This is a genomic window from Streptomyces sp. NBC_01176, from assembly GCF_045039825.1.
GTDB lineage: Bacteria > Actinomycetota > Actinomycetes > Streptomycetales > Streptomycetaceae > Streptomyces.
Map to the genome: position 1 here is coordinate 9,800,008 of NZ_CP108600.1, position 20,594 is coordinate 9,820,601.

General features: G+C 76.5%; 14 protein-coding genes. 12 read left to right on the forward strand and 2 right to left on the reverse strand.

The window, feature by feature from the left end; translation table 11 throughout:
* Positions 1-159: 159 nt before the first annotated feature.
* From OG199_RS42690 to OG199_RS42705, 4 genes are all read left to right on the forward strand, one after another.
* Positions 160-1,137, forward strand: a complete 978-nt coding sequence (locus tag OG199_RS42690) for an SRPBCC family protein (RefSeq protein WP_405827296.1) — start codon at positions 160-162, stop codon at positions 1,135-1,137.
* A 22-nt stretch (positions 1,138-1,159) separates the two neighbouring features.
* Positions 1,160-2,722, forward strand: a complete 1,563-nt coding sequence (locus OG199_RS42695; protein WP_405827294.1) for a hypothetical protein — start codon at positions 1,160-1,162, stop codon at positions 2,720-2,722.
* Positions 2,716-3,873: a 4'-phosphopantetheinyl transferase superfamily protein gene (locus tag OG199_RS42700; protein ID WP_405827292.1), complete on the forward strand. Its 1,158-nt coding sequence runs from the start codon at positions 2,716-2,718 to the stop codon at positions 3,871-3,873. Before OG199_RS42695 ends, OG199_RS42700 begins: the two co-directional genes overlap by 7 nt.
* Before the next feature lie 357 nt (positions 3,874-4,230).
* Positions 4,231-6,441 (forward strand): condensation domain-containing protein, encoded by a 2,211-nt coding sequence (locus OG199_RS42705; protein WP_405827290.1) that lies wholly within the window; start codon positions 4,231-4,233, stop codon positions 6,439-6,441.
* An 805-nt stretch (positions 6,442-7,246) separates the two neighbouring features.
* On the opposite strand, the gene OG199_RS42710 is transcribed toward OG199_RS42705, so the two are convergent.
* The gene (locus OG199_RS42710) at positions 7,247-8,068 is read right to left on the reverse strand and encodes an AfsR/SARP family transcriptional regulator (RefSeq protein ID WP_168525349.1); all 822 of its coding nucleotides are present in this window, start codon (positions 8,066-8,068) and stop codon (positions 7,247-7,249) included.
* A gap of 689 nt (positions 8,069-8,757) precedes the next feature.
* On the opposite strand from OG199_RS42710, the gene OG199_RS42715 reads away from it, so the two are divergent.
* From OG199_RS42715 to OG199_RS42750, 8 genes are all read left to right on the forward strand, one after another.
* The gene (locus tag OG199_RS42715; RefSeq protein ID WP_356365402.1) at positions 8,758-8,955 is read left to right on the forward strand and encodes an acyl-CoA carboxylase subunit epsilon; all 198 of its coding nucleotides are present in this window, start codon (positions 8,758-8,760) and stop codon (positions 8,953-8,955) included.
* A 35-nt stretch (positions 8,956-8,990) separates the two neighbouring features.
* Positions 8,991-10,577 (forward strand): acyl-CoA carboxylase subunit beta, encoded by a 1,587-nt coding sequence (locus OG199_RS42720; protein WP_405834378.1) that lies wholly within the window; start codon positions 8,991-8,993, stop codon positions 10,575-10,577.
* 396 nt (positions 10,578-10,973) lie between these two features.
* Positions 10,974-11,798 (forward strand): AfsR/SARP family transcriptional regulator, encoded by an 825-nt coding sequence (locus tag OG199_RS42725; RefSeq protein ID WP_356807323.1) that lies wholly within the window; start codon positions 10,974-10,976, stop codon positions 11,796-11,798.
* A 706-nt stretch (positions 11,799-12,504) separates the two neighbouring features.
* The gene (locus OG199_RS42730; protein WP_405827287.1) at positions 12,505-13,359 is read left to right on the forward strand and encodes a phosphopantetheine-binding protein; all 855 of its coding nucleotides are present in this window, start codon (positions 12,505-12,507) and stop codon (positions 13,357-13,359) included.
* Between the two features lie 18 nt (positions 13,360-13,377).
* Positions 13,378-15,606, forward strand: coding sequence for a beta-ketoacyl synthase N-terminal-like domain-containing protein (locus tag OG199_RS42735; protein WP_405827285.1), 2,229 nt, complete (start codon positions 13,378-13,380; stop codon positions 15,604-15,606).
* The gene (locus OG199_RS42740; RefSeq protein ID WP_405827283.1) at positions 15,603-16,547 is read left to right on the forward strand and encodes a 4'-phosphopantetheinyl transferase family protein; all 945 of its coding nucleotides are present in this window, start codon (positions 15,603-15,605) and stop codon (positions 16,545-16,547) included. Before OG199_RS42735 ends, OG199_RS42740 begins: the two co-directional genes overlap by 4 nt.
* A gap of 120 nt (positions 16,548-16,667) precedes the next feature.
* Positions 16,668-18,452, forward strand: a complete 1,785-nt coding sequence (locus OG199_RS42745; RefSeq protein WP_405827281.1) for a class I adenylate-forming enzyme family protein — start codon at positions 16,668-16,670, stop codon at positions 18,450-18,452.
* Between the two features lie 546 nt (positions 18,453-18,998).
* Positions 18,999-19,742: a response regulator transcription factor gene (locus OG199_RS42750; RefSeq protein ID WP_356807332.1), complete on the forward strand. Its 744-nt coding sequence runs from the start codon at positions 18,999-19,001 to the stop codon at positions 19,740-19,742.
* Between the two features lie 345 nt (positions 19,743-20,087).
* Here OG199_RS42750 and OG199_RS42755 read toward each other — a convergent pair whose 3' ends face one another.
* The gene (locus tag OG199_RS42755) at positions 20,088-20,291 is read right to left on the reverse strand and encodes a DUF817 family protein (RefSeq protein WP_405827279.1); all 204 of its coding nucleotides are present in this window, start codon (positions 20,289-20,291) and stop codon (positions 20,088-20,090) included.
* Positions 20,292-20,594: the final 303 nt, after the last annotated feature.

The window sequence follows — 20,594 nt, forward strand, 5'->3', positions numbered from 1 at the left end:
CGGCAGGGTCGGCGGGGTCGGCGGGGCTGTCCGGTCGGCGGGGTTGTTCGGGGGTTCGGGGTGGCGTGCCGGCCGGGAGTGGCGGGGGTCGGTGCGGGCGCGAGTCGGGCTCGAGTGGGGTGGGGCAGGGTGGGGGTATCCGCAGGAGGAGGGGCAGGCATGTCGTCGCGCGTGCACGCCGGCGAGGACGCCGTGGAGGTGGCCGCTCCGGCCGGTGTGGTCTACGGCCTGCTGGCCGATGCCGTGCGCTGGCCGGTGTTCCTGCCCTCTCATGTGCACGTCGAGCGGGTGGACTTCGACGGCGTGCGGGAACGGCTGCTGGTGTGGGAGGTGGCCGACGAGGCCGGTGCCCCGGGCGGCCACGTCCGCTCCTGGCACACCCGGCGCGTCCTGCGGCCGCAGGACCGTAGTGTCGTCTTCGAGGAGGAGGACCAGGCCCGCCCGGGCATGGTGACCTCGGGGGTGTGGACGGTGCGCCCGGCGGGTGAGACACGGTGCGTGCTGAGCCTGCGTCAGGAACGGTTGCTGCCCGTGCTGCTCGCCGCGGGCGACAGCCGCCTGCGCGGTGATGCGGCCGCCGACGTAGGGCGCCGGCTCGGCCAGGTCCGCGGGGCGGCCGAACAGTGGGAGGACCTCGACGAGCTGCTGCTGTCCTTCGAGGACCGGATCCGTGTGGAGGGCCCCGCCGAGCTGGTCTACGACTTCCTCTACCGGATCGGGGACTGGCAGGAGCGGCTGCCGCACGTCGAGGGGACCCGCGTGCGCGAGGACGCGCCGGGCATCCAGGTGGTGCGGGTGGACACCTGCGCCGCGGAGGGCGGAGGGACCGTCACCACCCGGGCGGTACGGCTGTGTTTCCCGCACGCCGGCCGGATCGTCTACAAGGAGACGCTCCCGCCCCGCCTGCTCGCCGCCCACAGCGGCGAGTGGTCCCTGCTGCCGGACGCCTCCGGGGTGACGGTCGTCGCCGCCCACCGGGTGATGCTCCGGCAGGACGCCGTCGCCCGGGAACTCGGCGAGGACACCAGCCTCCTGGAGGCCCGCCGGTATGTGCAGGGCTGGCTGTCCCGGGCCGACAGACAGGCACTGGGCCTGGCCAAGTGGCATGCGGAGAGCACCGTCCGCCGTCTGCGATGAACAGATGAACAGGAGGCCGCCCATGGCCGTCACCCGTCCCGCCCCCCGCACCGTCCCCGCCGCCCTCCCGCCCGACCGGCCCACCAGCCACGGCCACAGCCACAGCCACAGCCCCGGCAGCGGCAGCGGCAGTGGCAGCGGAAGTGGCAGTGGCCGTGGCAGTGGTGCGGTGGTACCCGGGCCCCGCCGGGGCGTCGCGCACCGCTATGCCGCACTGCCCCCGCCCTTGGAGGTGGCACTCGCCGCGCTGCGCCTGGACGCCCTGCTCGGCGACCCCCGGGACGCCGCCAACCCCTACGGCCTGCCCGCCCTCACCACCACCAGCACCACCGACCGCATCAACGGCAGCACCGCCCGCATCACCGCAGTCACCGCGGGCGGTGCGGGCGGTGCGGGGGAGGGCCGGGCCGGGCTCCTGGCGGCGGCAGGCCTTGGCCGGATACGGTCCGCCGACCAGCTGGTGCGTGCCCTGCGGCCGGTCCTGCGCCGGGACGTGGCCCTGGGACAGGCCTGCGCCGCGGCCGCGCGGGCGTGCCCGGTGCCCGCCGCCCTGCTGGGGCCGGCCGCGCTGCTGGCCGCCACCGGCACCGTGCTGCGCCAGGCCGCCCGGATCGTGGCCGGCCGCTGCCACAGCGAGCCGGCCCTGCGGCAGTGGCGGCCGGTGCTCGCCACCGTCTTCGCCGACCTGCTGGCCTGCGAGAGCCTGACCAGCGTGGCGCTGCGCCGCCCGATGCGTCCCGCGTCCGGTGCGCTGCTGCCCGCGGTGACCGGCTACGTGGTGCCGACGGTAGTGGCCGACGTACTGGCCCAGCTCGAACTGGTCCTGACCGAGTGCGGCCACGGGCCCGCCGGCCTCGAGGGCCGCATGCTGGCGAAACTGGCCGGCGACCTCCCGGCGGCCGGCGTGGACGCGGCAGCCGCCGGGTCCTGGCAGACCCACCTGGTACGGGCTCTGCCGGCGCTGGCCGAGAGCCCCCGCCCCCCGCACCCCGCCGCCCTCCCTGCCCTGTTCCGCCTCGCCGACCCCCACCCCGACCCCGACACCCACCCCGACCCTGACACCCACCCCGACCTTGCCTGCGACACCCACCTGGTCTCCGGTCCCGCCGCGAACCGGCAGGGCGGGGACGGGCAGGGCGGGGACGGGCGGGGCGGGGACGGTGTGGTGCTGTCGGGGCTGCTGCGTGCGGCCGGCCGTGCGGCCGGCGGTGATCCGGACCGTGCCGCGCTGGCCGGTGCGGCCCGGCGGCTGCTGAGCGAGCAGCGCGCGCTGCGCCGTCCGTGCCGCGCGGCGGGCCAGGACGGTCCTGACGGTCCGGCCGTACGGGCGCTGGCGGACCGTCAGGCGCTGCTGTGGCTGGCCGCCGCCGTGCTCGGGGTCCAGGAGGGGGCCGACGACGGGCGCGGTCTGTTCCTGGGCGGCCCGCACTGGGCGCTGCTGGCACTGTCGGGCATCACCGAACGGCTCGGGGTGCCGCTGCCCGGCCCGGCCGCCGACCCGCGCGAACAGGTGTGGGCGGAACTCGCCGACCGGGTCCGGCACGGCGTGGACTGCGACATCTACGCGACCCGGCTGCTGTGGTGACCGGACACGGCCCGGCCGCCCCGGGCGGCACCGGCCCCGCCCGCCCCCACCCGTCGTCCCGCCCGCACCCCTCCCACCCGGACCTCCCCGCCCCGGACATCCCCGCCCCGGACATCCCCGTCCCGGACGGGGCGGGCACGGGAGGCCCGGAACCGGTGCAACTGCCGGAACCGGCGCAACTGCCGAAACCGGTGCAACTGCCGGAACCGGCGCGACTGCCGGCATCGGCGGCACCGGCGGATCTGGGGGAACTGGGGGATCTGGTGGGCCGGGTGGGTCCGGGGAGCGGGCAGGGGCAGGGGCGGGGGAGCGGGGGGCTGCTCGGGCCGCCGCTGCACGTGGCGGGTCCCGAGGGTCCCTGGGAGGAGGTCCGCGACCAGCTCACCGGCCGCGGTCACGTCCTGGTGCACACCACCTGGGGGCAGTGGCTGGCGGCCGCGCTGCTGGATCCGGGACTGCGGGGCCTGCTCGGCCGTGACTGGCCGCGTTACCGGCAGACGGCCGCGCCGGCCGGCCGGCTGCGTTTCGCCGCCTCGCGGATGGTCCTCAAACACACCGCGGCCGCCGCGCTGCACCTGCCCGCGGACGCCCTCGACCTCGCCTACCGGCCCGGCGGCCGCCCCCATCTGCGCGGCCTGGCCGGCACCGAGGTGAGCCTGGCCCACACCGACGAGCTGATCGTGGTCGCCGTCAGCCGTACCGGGCCGATCGGGGTGGACGCCGAGCCCGTCACCCGCCGGCCGTCCTTCGAGCTGCTGCACCCCTACGTGTGCACCCCCGCCGAGGCCGCCGAACTCGCCGCGCTGCCCGAGGACGACCGCACGGCGCGGCTGCTGCACCTGTGGACGCTCAAGGAGGCCTACACCAAGGCACTCGGGCACGGCATGCGGCGCCGTTTCGCTGCGTTCGGCTTCAGCCGCGACGAGCAGGGCCGTACGGTCCTGGCCGACGAACCGGCCGGCGCGCCGCGGTGGATTCTCGCCACCCACCTCGTCCACGACCGCTATCTCGTCAGCGCCGCCCACCATCCGCTGCTCCCGGTCGAGACCCCTTCGCGGCCCGCTCCACACCCGCTCGAGGAAACAGGCCTCCCACCTGCGGCGACGCTAGGCTGGCCGCTGCCGGGCAGCTCCGGCGCACAGCCGACATGACGAGAGGCGGGCGTCGTGAACCACCGTGCAGCCACCCCACCGCACACCGCCCCGCCCGCCCCCGCGCGGCCCCGTGCCGCCGGCGGCAGGCCGGGCGGCAGCTTTCGCCGCCGCCCGGCCGGACACCGGCCGGGCACCACGATCCTGCGTGTCCCCACGCTCCCCTCAACCCGCACAGCCCGCACAGCCCGCACAGCCCGCCCGGTCCGCCCGGCCGGTCCTGCCGGTCCTGCCGGTGGTGCCGGGTCTGTTGACCGCGCGGGGCCGGCCCGGCCGATGCGGTAGGTGCGGTAGGGGGAGCGGGGGGCCGGTCCGCTGGTGTGCCGCGGGTGTGGTCCCTGGTTCCCGGGAGGGCGGATGAGCAGCCGGTACGCGCCGCGGGGCGCCGTTCTCGCCGTGGTCCACGAGCCGGGTACGCCCCCGGCGGGGGGCCCGCTCGTACTGGAACTGTGCGGCCCGCTGGGCCCGGCCGACGCGGAGGGCGTCGCCGCCCGCCTCGCGCAGCGCCACCGTGCCTTCGACGTCGCGCTGGACAGTCACCGGCCCGGCCGTCACACCCTGCGCCTGACCCCGCCCGCCGCGCCGGGCCCCGTCCCGCTGCCCGCGGAACTGCTGGCCGACGTGCTGGCCCCGCCTCCGCCGGGCGGTGAGGTCCTGCCGGTCACCGGACACCAGCAGACCCTGCTGCTCGCGGCCCTCGCCCCCGCCGGCACCACCGAACACACCAGCCACACCAGCCGCATCGACTGCGCCGACTGCACGGACAGCACCGGCGGTAGGGACGGCAGGGACAGCGCCGGTGGCGGGGGCGGTCAGCTGGAGCAGTTGTACTGGGACTGGTCCGGGCCGCTGGACGTGGCCCGGTTCGCCGCGGCCTGGCAGTCGGTCGTGGACCGGGAGTCGGTGCTGCGGGCCTGTTTCGACTGGGTCGCCTCACCGCGTCTGGTGCTGCACGCCCGCGCCGATGCCGACATCGCCGTCCACTCCCGTACCGCCGTCACCTGGGCGCAGCTTCTGCGGCGCGACCGGGCGCGGGGCTTCGCGCTGCACCGGCCCGGCCTGCTGCGCCTGACCCTGCTGCGGGGGGCGTCCGCGGCGGCGGCGCCGGCCCCGCCGCCGCGGGTCCTGCTGACCTACCACCCGGCGCTGCTGGACGAGCGGGGCGTGCACCTGCTGCTGCGGGAGTTCTACCGCGCCTACGCCGCGGGCGGTGTGCTGCCCGGCGGGGAACGCCGCCCCGATCTGCGGGATCACGCCCGCTGGCTGGCCGGCCAGAACACCGACGCCGCACGGCAGTTGTGGGCGCGGGCCGTGCCGCCGCGGCACACGGCGACCCGTCCGGGCCGGCCGGGCGGGCGAACCGGGCAGCACGGGCCCGGACTCCTGCACACCCGGCTGCGGGCGGCCCAGACCTTCCGGCTGCGTTCCTGGGCGGCCCTGCGCGGTGCGGCGGAGAGCAGTGCCCTGCACCTGGTGTGGGCGCTGCTGCTGTACCGGGCGGCGGATGTGCACGGTCCGCTGCCGGTGAGTTTCGGGGTGCAGCTGTCCGGCCGGGACATCGCCCTGCCGGGCGCCGCGGGCATCCCCGGCCCGCTGGACGGACCGCTGCCGATGACCGTGACCGTCGACCCCGACGAACCCCTCACCGGCCTGCTGCACCAGGTCCGCGACACGCTCCTGGACCTGGCCGCCTATCCGTGGGCCGGCGCCGAGTCGATCCGCGCGTGGAGCGGCAGACCACCCTTCCCGTCCGTGTCCCCGTCCGTGTCCGGGTCCGTGTCCGTGTCCGGGTCCGGTCTGTTCACCGACACGGACCCGGACACGTTCGCCGATCCCTGCGCCGACACCCTGGTGCGGTTCGAGGGCCCGCTCCTGCTGCCGCAGGCGCTGCGCGGTGAACTCGCCGCCCAGGGCATCGACGTGCAGAGCCCGCGCACCGCGGCCGGCGCCACCGGCCGGCCGCTGACCCTCACCGCGCGCCACGACACCGAGGGCGGTCTGGCCCTCAGTGCCGTCCACGACCGGGCCCGTCTGGCCGACGAGGACGCCGCCGCCCTGCACGCGCAGTGCGTGCGGCTGCTGGGCGCGCTGCCCGGATACCGGGATGCCGCGGCCACCGCCGGGCAGCTGCTGGACGTGCTGGCCCGGGCCGCGGTCCCGCGGATGGCCCGCCCCGCCCCGCCCCCGCCGCGTCCCGCGCTGAGCGTGCTGCGGCCCGGACACCCCCACGCGGACGTGATCTGCCTGGTCGTCGTCCCCGGTGTGCCCAGGGGCAGTTACGACCTGTTCGTCCGCGGCCACCGGGGCCCGGAGAAGATCGTGGCCGTACACGTCGACGGCGCCCCCGGCGCGCCGCAGGCCGTACTGCACCAGGCCCGGGGGCCGGGCCGGCGGCTGGTGCTGTGCGGGTGCGGGCCCGGCGGGCGGGCGGCCTACGAACTCGCCCAGCACATGCCGTATGCCACCGGCCCCGCCCCGGCCGTGGTCATGACCGGCATCGGTGACGCCGCCGCCAGCGCGGCCGCCCTCGCCCGCGGCGTCCGCTCCGTCCTCACCCCGCCCCCCTGAACCCCGCCCCCTTCGAACCCCGGCCCCGGGCCGGCGCCGCCCGCAAGTCCGGTGAGCGCAGAGCAGCGTCGGGGCGTCGGGGCGTCAGGGCGGGGACAGGGCGTTGCCCGGGCGGGCGCACCAGCGGCCCCGCCGCCCGAGGGAAGCAGAGGGCCCGCGAAGCAGGGGGTCGCGAAGGAGGGTGTTGCGGCGGCGTGTTCGCGCCCGGCCGCCACGCGCGGGGCCGGGCGGGACGCGGACGGCGGTGTCCCGGCGGCCACCGCTGCGCGGCGCTGCCGGGACACCGCCGGGGCGGACCATCCCCGCCGTCGTTGCCCGCCGCTGTTGCGGCAGGTTCGGGACCGTGGGCGGACCCGCACGCACGGATGCGCCCCTACCCCGTTCCCGTCGAGGAGTTGAAGGGCCGGGGAGAGCGCACCGGTTCCGCGGCGGCGTCCGCACGCGCACAAAACGGCCCGGCCCCGGCACCGCCCGGGACCGGGCCGAGCCGGGACCGGCGGGGAATTCACGCGGCCCCCGCGCCCCGCGCCCTGCGCGGCCCCCGGCCCGTGGCGGGCGGGAATGCAGGCGGCCCCCGCGCCCCGCCCAGGCCCGGTGCCGAACCGGGCCAGGGCCAGGGGCCGGGGTGGCGGGCCCGGGCCGGTTTCCTGTCGTGCTGTCACCGGCCGGGTCTTCGGGGGGCCGCAGGCTGCCCGGCGGCGGCCGTGCTGCCCGTCTCCCGCTCCCGTCCCCGCTCCCGCTCGCGTTCCCGTTTCCGCCCTCCTGCTCGCGGGCTCGGTGTTCGGGTTCGGGTGCGGGTTCGGGCTCAGGCCGTGAACAGGTCGTAGGTGGAGCTGTGGCGCGGTCCGGCCAGTACGTCCAGCTGGGGGTCGACGGTGAGGACGGCCTGGTGCAGCCGTTGCAGCTGGGGGGAGGGTTCCACGCCCAGGTCCTCGATCAGCCGGACCCGCAGTCTGCGGTAGACCTCCAGGGCGGAGGCCTGCCGGCCGGAGCGGTAGAGCGCCACCATGGCCTGCGAGTGCAGCCCCTCGTGCTGGGGGTGACGGGCGGTCAGTTCGATGAGCTCGGCGATGAGTTCGGCGTGCCGGCCCAGCCGCAGGTCGGCGTCGATGCGCCGCTCCACGGTGACCAGCCGGCTCTCCTCCAGCCGGACCACCTCGATCTCCAGGACCGGCCCCAGGCGTACGTCGACCAGGGCGGGGCCCTCCCACAGTCCCAGGGCCTCGCGGAAGCGGGCGGCGGAGACCTCGTCGTCGCCGCTCTCGAACGCGGTCTGTCCCTCCCGTGTCAGACGGTCGTACTGGTGCACGTCGACGCTGTCGGGCGGGATCTGCAGCAGGTAGCCGCCGTGCCGGGTGGCCAGTACCTCCTTGGCGCCGCCCGGCGCGCCGGGCCCCATCGCGGTGCCCAGCCGCCGGCGCAGCTGCAGGATGTAGGTCTGCAGGGTCGTCAGTGCGCTCTGCGGGGGCTGCGTCGCCCAGATCTCCTCCATGAGGGTCGGGACGGGCATCACCCGTCCGGGATACAACGCCAGCAGCGACAGGATCTGCCGCGGCTTGCCCGCGCTCGGAACGATGGATCCCCCGTTGACCTCGGCACTCAACGGACCCAGAACCTGAATCCTCACCGGTCTCCTCCGTATGTCGTCGAGCTCCTTGTCCCGTTCCTTTTTGTGGCCAGAAATCCGCGCCGCCGCTCACGCTAGCCGCGGCCGTCCCTCGCCAGCGATTTCCTGGAGCCGTTCTCGAGCGGACTTCCAAGTCCGGTCTCACGCACGCCGTCCGGGGCGCTGGAGGACGCGCGCAGCGCGGCTCGAATCGAACTCCTGATTCCGCCGTCGCCGCACTCCAGACGGTTACCGTCGGCCCTTTCCGTGCGCCCGCGCCGCTGCCGGCGGCATCCGTAATCACCGCCGCGGGCGCCGTCAAGACATCACGTCCGCGCCCCGCCCCGCACCCGCCGCGCACCGGGGGCGCACGACCCGCCCCCGCCGTCCCGGCCCGCCCCGCCGGGCACCTCCCGCCCGCCCCGCCCCCACCGCAACTGGCCGAAGCGTTTCCCCCCAGCCCCGCCCCGCCCAGCCCCCCGCCCCGCCCCGCCCCGCCTCGCCTTGCCCCGTCCCGCCCTGCCCTGCCGCGTCCTGTCCTTGTTCTGCCGCGTTTGGGCCGTGTCCGGCCGCGGCGGCCGCGGCGTGGTGTGCCCGGGCCGTCCTGTGGTCGCGGGCGGCGGCGTGGAGCGCTCTTCGAGCGCAGTGAGAGCGGTCCTTGAGCGCGGTGACCGATGGTGTCCCCAAGGCTGAAGGAGGAGGGAGGAGGTATGGGCACCCCGGACCAGTACGAGCCCGTCCTGCGCGTGGAACGCGGGCGGGCCAGCGAAGAGGAACTGGCCGCACTCACCGTGGTGCTGCTCGCGCTCAGCGCGGGCGGCGCACCCGCCCGCCGGGGCAGGCCGGTCAACGGCTCCCGCTGGTGGAGGAGGCCCCGGGCCTACCGCGGCCCGCGCGGCTGGCAGTGATACGGACCTCGTCCAGAAAGGGACCTGACATGGCAATGACCACTGCCCCCGCCCCCGTCGAGCCGGGGCCGACCGACATCCGCGGCCGCGTGGCGGAACTGCACGCGATCCGTGAGGCGGCCCGGCTGGGCCCCAGCGAGAAGGCGACCGCCGCCCAGCACGCCAAGGGCAAGCTGACCGCCCGCGAACGCATCGCCCTGCTGCTGGACGAGGACAGTTTCCAGGAGGTCGAGCAGCTGCGCCGGCACCGGGCGACCGGCTTCGGCCTGGAGGCCAAGAAGCCGTACACGGACGGTGTGATCACCGGCTGGGGCACGGTGGAGGGCCGTACGGTCTTCGTCTACGCGCACGACTTCCGTATCTTCGGCGGCGCGCTCGGCGAGGCGCACGCCACGAAGATCCACAAGATCATGGACATGGCCATCGCGGCGGGTGCGCCGCTGGTCTCCCTCAACGACGGCGCGGGCGCCCGGATCCAGGAGGGCGTCTCCGCGCTGGCCGGCTACGGCGGCATCTTCCAGCGCAACACCAAGGCCTCCGGTGTCATCCCGCAGATCTCGGTGATGCTCGGCCCGTGCGCGGGCGGCGCGGCCTATTCGCCGGCCCTGACCGACTTCGTGTTCATGGTCCGTGAGACCTCGCAGATGTTCATCACCGGCCCGGACGTGGTCAAGGCCGTCACCGGTGAGGAGATCAGCCAGAACGGGCTGGGCGGCGCCGACGTGCACGCCGAGACCAGCGGCGTGGCCCACTTCGCCTACGACGACGAGGAGACCTGCCTCGCCGAGGTCCGCTACCTCCTGTCGATGCTGCCGCAGAACAACCGCGAGAACCCCCCGCACACCACCGCCCACGACCCGGCCGGCCGGCGCGGCGAGATCCTCCTCGACCTGGTGCCCGCGGACGGCAACCGGCCCTACGACATGACGAAGGTCATCGAGGAACTCGTCGACGACGGCGACTACCTCGAGGTCCACGAGCGCTGGGCCCGCAACATCATCTGCGCGCTGGCCCGCCTGGACGGCCAGGTGGTGGGCATCGTCGCCAACCAGCCGCAGACCCTCGCCGGCGTCCTGGACATCGAGGCCTCCGAAAAAGCCGCCCGGTTCGTGCAGATGTGCGACGCCTTCAACATCCCCATCCTCACCCTGCTGGACGTGCCCGGCTTCCTGCCCGGTGTGGACCAGGAACACGGCGGGATCATCCGGCACGGCGCGAAGCTCCTGTACGCGTACTGCAACGCGACGGTGCCGAGGATCTCGCTGATCCTGCGCAAGGCGTACGGCGGTGCCTACATCGTCATGGACTCCCAGTCCATCGGCGCGGACCTCACCTACGCGTGGCCCACCAACGAGATCGCCGTGATGGGCGCCGAGGGCGCCGCCAACGTCATCTTCCGCCGCCAGATCGCCGACGCCGCCGACCCCGAGGCCATGCGCGCCCGCATGGTCAAGGAGTACAAGGCCGAACTCATGCACCCCTACTACGCGGCCGAACGCGGCCTGGTCGACGACGTCATCGACCCCGCCGAGACCCGCGAGGTCCTCATCCGCTCGCTGGCGATGCTGCACGCCAAACACGCCGACCTGCCCTCCCGCAAACACGGCAACCCCCCTCAGTAACCCCGCGGACCGCCCACGGCACCCGCACCGCCCCGCCCCACCACGCCCCGCCCCGGCACCCGCACCGCACCGCCCCGGCGCCCCCGCACTTCCCGCCGCTCCGCTTTCCGCCCGGTATTCCGCACCAGGAGCAGACCCTGCGGTCTGCTTTGCGGGACGCCGGCCGGTCCCGCCCCGCCGCTCCCCGCCGTACCGGAGGAGGCCGGAACAGGACGGAACCGGCCCGGAGTTGCGCAGGACGCCTGGCGGCCGCCCCTCCCCGGCGGCGTACGGGCCGCAGACGGACGGCCTCTCCCCACCCCCATTAAAACAGCATGACCGGTCGGGTATTGACAGACCGGATGCGCTGTTTTGTAATCGGGGGTGCGGCACGGGACACCGAGCAGGGGAGACGGCGTGGACATCGACGTACTGGGCGCACTGGCAGTGCGGGAGAACGGGGTGTCCATCACCCCCACGGCGCCGAAACCGCGGCAGGTCCTGGCGCTGCTCGCGCTCCGTGCCGACCAGGTGGTGCCCGTCGCGGCCCTCATCGAGGAACTGTGGGGCAACTCCCCGCCGCGCAGCGCCCGTACCACCCTGCAGACGTACGTGCTGCAGCTGCGCGAGCTCATCGCGCAGGCGCTCGAGCACGGCCGCAGCGGCGCCAAGGACGTCCTGATGACCCTGCCGGGCGGCTATCTGCTCGTCTCCGGCGGCGGCAGCAGCGACGTGCGCGAGTTCGAGCGGCTGGCGGGGGAGGGCTACCGGGCCATGGACCAGGGGGCCTTCGCCGAGGCGGCCCGCACCCTGGCCGGGGCGCTGCAGCTGTGGACGGGGGCCGCGTTCGCCGACGTGCAGGCCGGGGCGCAGCTGGCGATGGAGACCCGGCGGCTGGAGGAGAGCCGGCTGTGCGCGCTGGACCAGCGCATCGAGGCCGATCTGCGGCTGGGCCGCCACCGTGAACTGCTGCCCGAACTGACCGTGCTGACCAGCCGTTACCGCACCCACGAGAACCTGCACGCCCAGTTCATGCTGGCCCTGCACCGCTCCGGCCGGCGCAGCGAGTCGCTCAGCGTCTACCACCAGCTGCGCGCCACCCTCGTCAACGACCTGGGCCTGGAGCCCTCGCCGCGGCTGCGGCGGCTGCAGCACTCCATCCAGACGGCGGCGCCGGAGACGGCAGCGGTGCCCGCACCGTTCGACGGCGCGGGACCCCCCGCGCCCGCACGGGCCCGCTGACCCCGCACCGCCCACGCGGCAGCGGCGCGGGTCACTGCCGTGCGGGTCATTGCCGTGCGGGCCCCTGCCGTGCGGGCGGCGGACGTGCGGGCGGCGGCCGTGCGCGGCGGCCGGCAGCAACTGCGCGGGGCCGAAGGGCGGTTCGCCGGCTCCGGACGGACCGGGAGGTCCGGGTGGTCCGGACGGACCGGGCGGCTCGGGTGGTCCGGATGGTCCGCGCGGCTCGGGCGGTCCGGGCAGGCCGGGTGGTCGGCGCGGCCCCGCCGTCCGGGTGGTGCGGCGGGGCGGGTGGTGTGCCGCCCGGCGGCCGGCGCGCGGGCTGCGCGCGGTTGCGGGAGCCGGCCGAACGCGCCGCGTCCGCGGGCCGGAGGGACGGCACCCCTACCCGCGGGACCAGTGGCGCGACTCCCCTGCCCGGACCGCGGGTTGCCTGCCGGACGGGCCCGGCGGGCGCACCCCGCCCATGCCCGCCGGGAGACCGACGCGCGGGCCGGCAGCCGCCGTTGATTGCCGCCGCGGGTACGGGCAGGGATGAGGGGAACCGGGCCGGCGGCTCACTCTTTGGGCGGAGGCTCCGGGCGCCGGCTGGTTCCCGGGAGCCAGTCGCCTTCGGCGGGATCACCACGGCCGGGGATGTGGCGCGAGGGCGGCGGCGCCCACAATGCCAGGACGGCCACCCGGGATCGACCCCTTGGAGACGCCCCTCATGACCTCCGCCCCTCATCCGCACACGGCCTCGCCGACGCCGGCGGCCGACGTGCTCGCCGAGCTCACCGCGGTACTGGCGGGCATGATGCGGGTCGAGCCGCAGACCCTCGACACGCAGGAGTCCTTCCGGCTGCTGGGCCTGGACTCGATGCTGTCCCTCGAGTTCGTCGCGGCGCTCAACGCCCGTTACGGCACCCAGGTCGCGGCCACCGCCCTGTACGACCACCCCACCCCGGAGGCACTGGCCCGGCACGTCGCGGCCGAACTCGCCGCGCCCGGGCCCCTGCCGCACCCCGGCCCCGCCCCGCGGCACGGTGACGGGCGGCCCGACCCGGCCAGAGCCCCGTCCCCGTCCCCGTCCCCGGCTGCGGCTGCGGCTGCGGTGCGCGGTGCGGGCCCGTGGCCCCTCGCGGGACCGGACACCGTCACCGACACCCTGCGTACGCAGCTCGCCGGGATCCTGCACTGCGCCGCGCAGGACATCGACGTGAGCGCGCCGTTCGCCGCGCTGGGACTGGACTCCATCCTGGCCGCGGAGTTCCTGGCCGGCATCAACCGCACCTACGGCCTCAGCGAGCAGACCGACCTGCTCTACGACCACCCCGACCTCGCGGCGATGGCCGCACACGTCACCGCGCAGGTGACGGACACCCGCACCACCGGCCCCGCACCCGGCCCCGCGCCCGCACCCGGCCCCGCGCCCGCGTCCGCGTCCGGGTCTGCTCCCGCGTCCGGCCCCGCGCACCCGCCGCGGGCCGTGGAGATCGACCTGAACGCCCTGCTGGACGCGGTGCGCGACGAGGTGCTCAGCATCGACGAGGCGGCTGCCCTGCTGGCGGCCCGTTCCGCCTGACACGAAGGGCACACGGTGATGGACACCCGCGAGATCCTGACGCGGTTCAAAGGCGGCACCCTGCAGCGCGAGCACGCCGTGGCCCTGCTGGGCGGCGCCGCATCGCCGGCCGGAACGCCGGCGCGGCCTCGCCCCGCGGTGCGGCCCGCGGCGGACCGCGAGCCACCGCCCGGCCCCGGTGCCGGCGGCGCCGAGCCGTGCGCCGTCGTGGGAATGCAGGGCTGTTTCCCGTACGCCGACGACCTGGACGCCTTCTGGCACCACGCCCTGGAACAACACACCCCCACGGCATCACCCCCGCGGGGAGGGGACCGATTCACGGACGGCACACGGGAGTTCGACGCCGGCCTGCTCGCCCTGTTCGGCCCCGACACCGCCGGCGCGGCCGTCCTGGACTCCCGTGAACGCCTGCTGGCGCGCAGCGCGTGGCAGACCCTGGAGAGCGCCGGATACGCCGGAGCACGGACCGACCGGCTCACCGGCCCCGACCACGCGGGGCGCAGCGTCGGTGTCTACCTCGCCGCCGGCCCGGCAGACAACACGCCGACCGGGCACACGCCGACCGGGCACACGCCGACGGGGTACACGCCGGGCGGGCCCGGACCGGCCGGGCGGCTGTCGCGGCTGCTCGACCTGCGCGGGCCCAGCCTGAGCGTCGACACCGGCGCGTCCTCCTTCCTCACCGCGCTGCACCTCGCACTCGGCGCGCTGCGCGCGGGGGAGTGCGAGGCGGCGCTGGCCGGCGCGGTCGAGCTGCCGCCGCGTCCGGCACATCAGCCGCCCCACACCGACACCGGCACCGGCATCCACACCGACACCGGCACCGGCATCCACACCGGCACCGGCACCGGCATCCGCACCGGCACTGACGCCGGCGCGGATGCCGGCGTCGGTGCCGGTGGTGGGGGAGTGGTGGTCGTGCTGCTCAAGCCGCTGTCCGCGGCCCGTGCCGCCGGGGACCGTGTGTACGCGGTGATCCGTGCCGGCGCGGCCGGTCACCCGGGCCGTCTGGGAGCCGTGGCGCACCACGCGCGGCTGGTCGGCCGGGCCCTGGCCGCGGCGGGTCTGACCGCCCCGGCCGCCGATCCGCACGGGCCGGGCACCGGCCCGCGGCCGCATGAGACCGCTTCGCCGCCGTCGGTGCCGGCCGCCGATCCCGGTCCGGAGGGCCTTGGAGCGGGCCTGGTGGTGGCGGACGGACTGGAGGCGCTGGGCATCGCTGTGCGGGAGAGCGCCCGGACGGCGGGCCCGGCGGGTGACACGGGGGGTGACGCGGGGGTGGTCGCCGGTGCGGCCGCCCTGGCCCGTGCCGTGGGGCAGTTGCGCCACGCCACGCTGCTGCCCGGGCCCGGCCGGGCGGCGCCCGCCGTCTGGGAGCCGGCCCGCCGCGACGACGGCACACCGGTGCCCCGCAGGGCCCTGGTCGGCGTGTCCGGGCCGCGGGCCGCGGACGCCGTGCTGGTCGTGGAGGAGGCGCCCCCCGCCCACCGTCTCCCCGCACGGCCGGGCCCGCCGCGGCCCGCCCGCCACCCCGCACACGCGGAACTGGTGCTGCTGTCCGCCGCCACGCCCCGGCAGCTGGCCGCCACCGCGGCGCAGTTCGCCCGCTGGCTGACCGGCGCCGCCGCGCACGGCGGCCCGCCCGGAGCGGACCTCGCCGCGGTCGCGCACGAACTGCGCCTGGGACGCGCGGCCCTGCGCTGCCGTCTGGCGGTGGTCGCCCACACGGTCACCGGCCTGGCCGCACAGCTGGCCGCCTTCGCCGAGCCCGCCGGCCCCGGCCGGCACCCGGCGGGCGTACGCAGCGCCGACCTGCGCGACGCAGGCGACCCGCTGCTGCTCGACGGGCTCGCGGAGACCCGCGCCTACGTGGCCGCCCTGTGGCAGGGCGGCCGCCTCGAACAGCTGACGCGGCTGTGGCTGGCCGGCGCCGACATCTGCGCCGTACTGCCCGCGCACCCCGGCCCCGCGGGGATCGAACTGCCCCCCACCGTCCTGCAACCCCGACCCCGACCCCAACCCCAACCCCAGCCCGAGCTCCACACTCAGCCCCAGCCCGAGCCCGAGCCCGAGTCCGAGTCCGAGTCCGAGTCCGAGTCCGAGTCCGAGGTTCACGCCCGGTCTCAGGTGCGGTTGCGGTCTCAACGCGGGCCTCAGGCAAGGCCGGTGGAGTCCGGCCCGGGCGCGACGGCGTCCGGCGCGGGTGTGTCCGCACCCGATGGCGGCACGGACGGAGTACGGCGGTGACCGCATCCCTGACACCCCCGCCGCCGTCACCGCCGCCGTCGCTGTCCGCGCTCGCGCCCTCGTTCCCGGTCGCGCCCTCGTCCTCGTTCCCGGTGCCGGCGTTTGTTCCGGTGGGCGTCGCGGGTGCGGACGCGGGCACGGACGAGCCGGTCAAGCTGTGGCTGTGTCCCAATGACGGCCTGCCGCCCGCGGTCGCCGGTCTGCTCGCCGCGCACTGGCTGGACGCGCAGGAGCAGAAGACCGCGAGCCGTTTCCTGTTCGAACGCGACCGGCGCCAGTACCTGCTCGCGCACACCCTGGTGCGGCGCGCGCTGGCGCTGGAGGCGGGTCTGGCCGAGGCCGAGCTGGTCATCTGGCGTTCCGCGCGGGGCCGTCCCTTCCTGCGGCCCGCTCCGGGTGAACTGCCGCGCGGCGGGGCCCAGCTGGACTTCAACCTCTCCCACGCGGGCGGCTACAGCCTGCTGGGCATCGTGCGCCGCCATCGCATCGGTGTGGACGTGGAGCGGCTGGAGGACCGGGACGAGCGGGCCATCACCACCATCGTGCGCACCTTCGCCGCCCCGGAGCGGGAGTGGGTCGAGCAGGCGGCCGAGGGCCCGGACCGCGACCGGCGGGCACTGCGGGTGTGGACGCTCAAGGAGGCCTATTCCAAGGCCCGCGGGCTCGGCCTCGGACTGCCCTTCGACGCGTTCGTCTTCACCCTGGACGACGAACGCGGCGTACGCGCCTTCACGCCGCCCGCCGACGACACGGCCCGTCCGTGGCGGTTCGTCGAACTGGAGCCGGTGCCCGGCGTGCTGGTGGCCGTCGCCGTGCCCGCCGACGCGGCCCAGGACCCGGTGCTCCACCTCGGCTACGGCTTCCCCTGGAGCCGCTCGGAGCTTCGCAGTTTCCCGCTGCCCCGGCCGGTGGGGGGCCACCTGGCCGCGGTCCCCGCGTGACTCCCCGGGCCGGTGCGGCGGCCCGGGGGAGTATCTCCAGCGGGCTTCGAAGACCTCTTGAGCCGGGACACCTACCGTGAGGCGTCCGCTGTTCCCGCTGTCTGCAGCCAGGAGGCCACCGTGCCCATCCTCAGGTATCCGCGGAGCCCGCTGGACGACCTGCTGCGGCGGGCCGCGGACCGTGACGGCGACGCCCCGGCCGTGGTCACGGCCGGGGCCGCGGTGACGTACGCCGCCCTGGACCGGGAGGCGGACCGCATCGCCCACTACGTAGGGCGCACCGTCCGCCGGGCCGACGCCGTCGTCGCCGCGGCCACCACCCTCGACACCGCCTTCCCCGCCGTGTACTACGGCACCGTCCGCAGCGGCCGGCTGCTGGCCCTGCTCGACCCGCGGATGGGGCCGGCCGCGCTGCACGAGGTGTGCGCGGCGGCCGGGGCCGAGATCGCCTTCGTACCCGCAGCGCTGGCCGGGCCGCTCGCCGCACTCGCGGACCGGCTGCCCCGGCTGCACACCATCGTGGTGACCGACCCCACGGACCCCGCCGGCCGCCCCGCACCCGTGCGCCCCGCACCGGGCGGCAAGGGATCCGGCGGCAAGGTATCCGGCGGCCGGGTGCCGGACCGCCGGCCGTCCGGAGTCCAGCCGTCCGGTCTCCCGGTATCCGGTCTCCCGGTGCCGGGTGTTGCGGTGCCGGGTGTTGCGGTGCCGGGTGTTGCGGTGCCGGGTGTTGCGGTGTCCGGTGGTCGGGGGGCCTGTGCGGTGGTGGCGCTGTCCGCGGCTCTGGCGGCGGTGCCCGCCACCGGGTCCGTACGCAGGGCGCGGCCCGGTGTGGACGCGGTGGCGTGCCTGCAGTTCGCGCCGGACGGCGGCGGGCGGCTGAGAGGTGTGCGGCTGACGCACCGCAATCTCGTCGCGGGCGCCGCCCAGACCGCCCTGGCCCACCGGCTCGGTGCCGCCTCCGTCGTCCTCAACCATCTGCCGCAGTACCACGCCGTGCACCTCAACTCGGCCGTGCACGCCGGGGCCCGGCAGGTGCTGTGCACAAACCCGGACCCCTTCGGGGCGCTGGAGGAGGCCGAGCGGGCGGAAGCCACCCACTACTACGGGCTGCCCGCCCGGCTGGACCGGCTGGCGGGTGATTCCCGGCTGGCCGCCGGCCGGGCGCACCTGCCCGGCCGGCACCTGAGCGCCATCCATGTCAGCGGCGGCGTACTGGCGCCGGAACGGGCCCGTGCGCTGCGCGACGCGCTGCGTGTGTCCGTTCTGCAGGGCTACGGCCTGACCGAGGTCTGCACGCTCTCCCACCACCAGCCGCCCGGTTCACGCCCCGGTCTCGGCGCGGTCGGGGTGCCGCTGCCGGGCACCGAGTGCCGGGTCGTTGTGCCCGGCAGCACCCGGGCCGCCCCGGTGTGGTCGACCGGCGAGGTGCAGATCCGCGGACCGCAGCTGAGCCCCGGCCCGGCACCGCGGGACGCGGACGGCTGGCTGTCCACCGGTGACACGGGCTACCTCGACGCGGACGGCGGACTGCACCTCGTGGACGCGCACCGCTCCGTGTTCACCTGCGACGACGCGCTGGTCGCGCCCAGCGTGGTGGAGCGGGTCATCGGCCAGGACCCGCGGGTGGCCGACTGCATCGTCGCGGACTGGCCCGACCCGGCGCGCGGCGCCCTGGTCTGGGCCGGCGTGGTGCTGCGCGAGGCGCCCGGCGGTGATGCCCCCGATCTCCTCGACGTCCTCGACTCCGTCGCCGAACAGGCCAACGCCCGGCTCGGTCCCGGCGAGCAGATCCGCCGCCTGGAGGCCCTCGACGCCGTCCCCCGCCGGCCGGGCGGCCGGCCCGCCCGCCGTGAACTGCGCCTGCGGCTGCACGCCCTGGCCGCCGGGGAAGCCGCCGCCTGACCCCACCCCGGCCGGCACCCCGACACGGGCCGCGGCACAACCAGCCCGGGGACAAGAAGACAAAGAGACTTGCAGACAAGGGGACTTGAGGGCAACGGACCCCGGGACAGGAAACCCGGGGAACAGCACACCGGCGCCTCGGCCCGCTGCTTCCGGGCCGGGCAAGCGGCGGGCCGGGCAAGCAGCGGCCCCGACAAGCGGCGGGCCGGGGGACACGGGACCGGCAGGGGACAGCCCCGCGGGCGACGGCCCCGCGCCCGCCGCCCGGAGGAGACCGGGCCGGATCCGCGCATCCCGGCGCCCGCCCGGAGGTCAACGGGCCCGGGACACAGGGCCGGAGAGACCGGAGGCCCAGAGGCCAGGGGCCGGAGACGGAGGCTGGGGAGGCCGGAGGAGGGGGCCGGGCCGGCGGGGTGAGACGTGGTAGCGGACCGGTCGTGGCCCGCTGGAGCGCACCGGACACGGCGCCGCCCGCCGCCTACGGTGACCTGGCGGGACATCCCGGGATCCGGCGGGACGTCCCCGGACGACAGGGAGGAGACCGTCATGGACGAGCGGCACGCCGCACTCCGGGTGCTCCCCGCGCCGGCCCCCGCACACGACGAACACGCCGGCCGTGCCCCGGCCCCCCGGCCCGGCGCGCCGGCCGCCGTGCGGGTGCACGTGGTCGGCGAGGACCCGCTCGCCCGCCGCGGCATCACGGCCCTGCTCGAGGGCCACCCCGGTATCCGTGTCACCGGCGAGAGCGAACCGGGTCCGGAACTGCTGCGCGCGCTGGCCGCCCGGCCGCCGCATGTACTGGTCGCCCACGGCGCGTTCGCGGGTGACCCGCGCGAGGCCCCGGCCCTCGGCGGCGGGGACCTGCCGCTGCTGGTCCTGGGCGGCCCGGCCCGCACCGACCGGGCCGGCCGGCCGGCCGGCGGGCATCTGCCGGCCACCGCCACCGCGGGCCAGCTGGCCTCCGCCGTGGTGCTGGCCGCGGCCGGCTACACCCTCGCGCACGGCCCCGCCCCGGACCTGGCCGGACGCCGTTCCGCCGCCCCGCCCATCCCGCCGATCTCGCCGGTCGGCCCCGACCGGCTGACCGACCGCGAGTGCGAGGTCCTCGACCTGCTGGCCCGCGGCCTGTCCAACGGCGAGATAGCCCAGGCTCTGACCCTGTCCGAGCACACCGTCAAGACCCACGTGCAGAACCTGCTGCACAAGCTGCGCCTGCGCAACCGCGTCCACGCGGCCATCTACGCCTTCGAATCCGGCCTGCGCCCCCCGGCCGCCCGCCCCACCGCCTGACCCGGCCCCCGAACCCGGCCCGCAAGCTCGCCCCCCGAGCCCGGCCCTCAAGTCCGGTCCCGAGCCCGGCCCGCAAGTCCGGCCCTGGAGACCGGACTTCGGGGTCTCGGTCTTGGGCAGGCCGGGCGCGGGAGCGCCGGGCCGGGCGGGGTGACGGGCCCGGCAGATGACGAAGGTGACGCTGATCAGCGGTCGCGGCCAGCAGCAGACCGCCCAGCGGCCAGCGCAGGTCCGGCAGCCGTTCGCGGGTCAGGAAGTTGAGGTACAGGCCACCGGCCAGGACGGCGGTGACACGGGCCCGGTAGCCGGTAGCCGGTAGCCGGTCAGGGCCAGGTCCACCAGCCGTCAGGACCGGCAGACGCAACTGCCCGCCGCGGCGTACATGCCCCCGCCGTACAGCGGCACACCGGCGACCTCGGTCAGCCCCGGCTCCGGGTAACTCCGGGAACCGGCCCGCACCTTCACCAGCTCGAAGGCGAGCCCCAGGACAGGGCAGACGGCGACGACCGCCACCTCACGGGAGGTCTCCCACCCCGGCGCGAAACCCACGCCGGTGAGCACCACCCGTACGCCGGCAGCAGGTCGTAGCGCGCCACCGGCAGCGGCGGGAGCAGCCCCGAGACCGCCAGAGCGCCCAGCAGCGCGCAGGAGAACGCGCGGCAGCGCGCCCGCACCCACGTGCTGTGCGGGACCCGGTGCGGGCGCGGGGCGGCGGGGGACGTGCGGGGGTGTGGCGGGGGCCGCTGTCACCGGGCGGGCGGGGCGCACCGTCTGGGCCAGCCGATGTCCTCGTCGGAGGGGGCGGGCGCCTCTCCGGTGCCCGGTGCCCGGGCCCGGCCGCCGTGTCCCGCG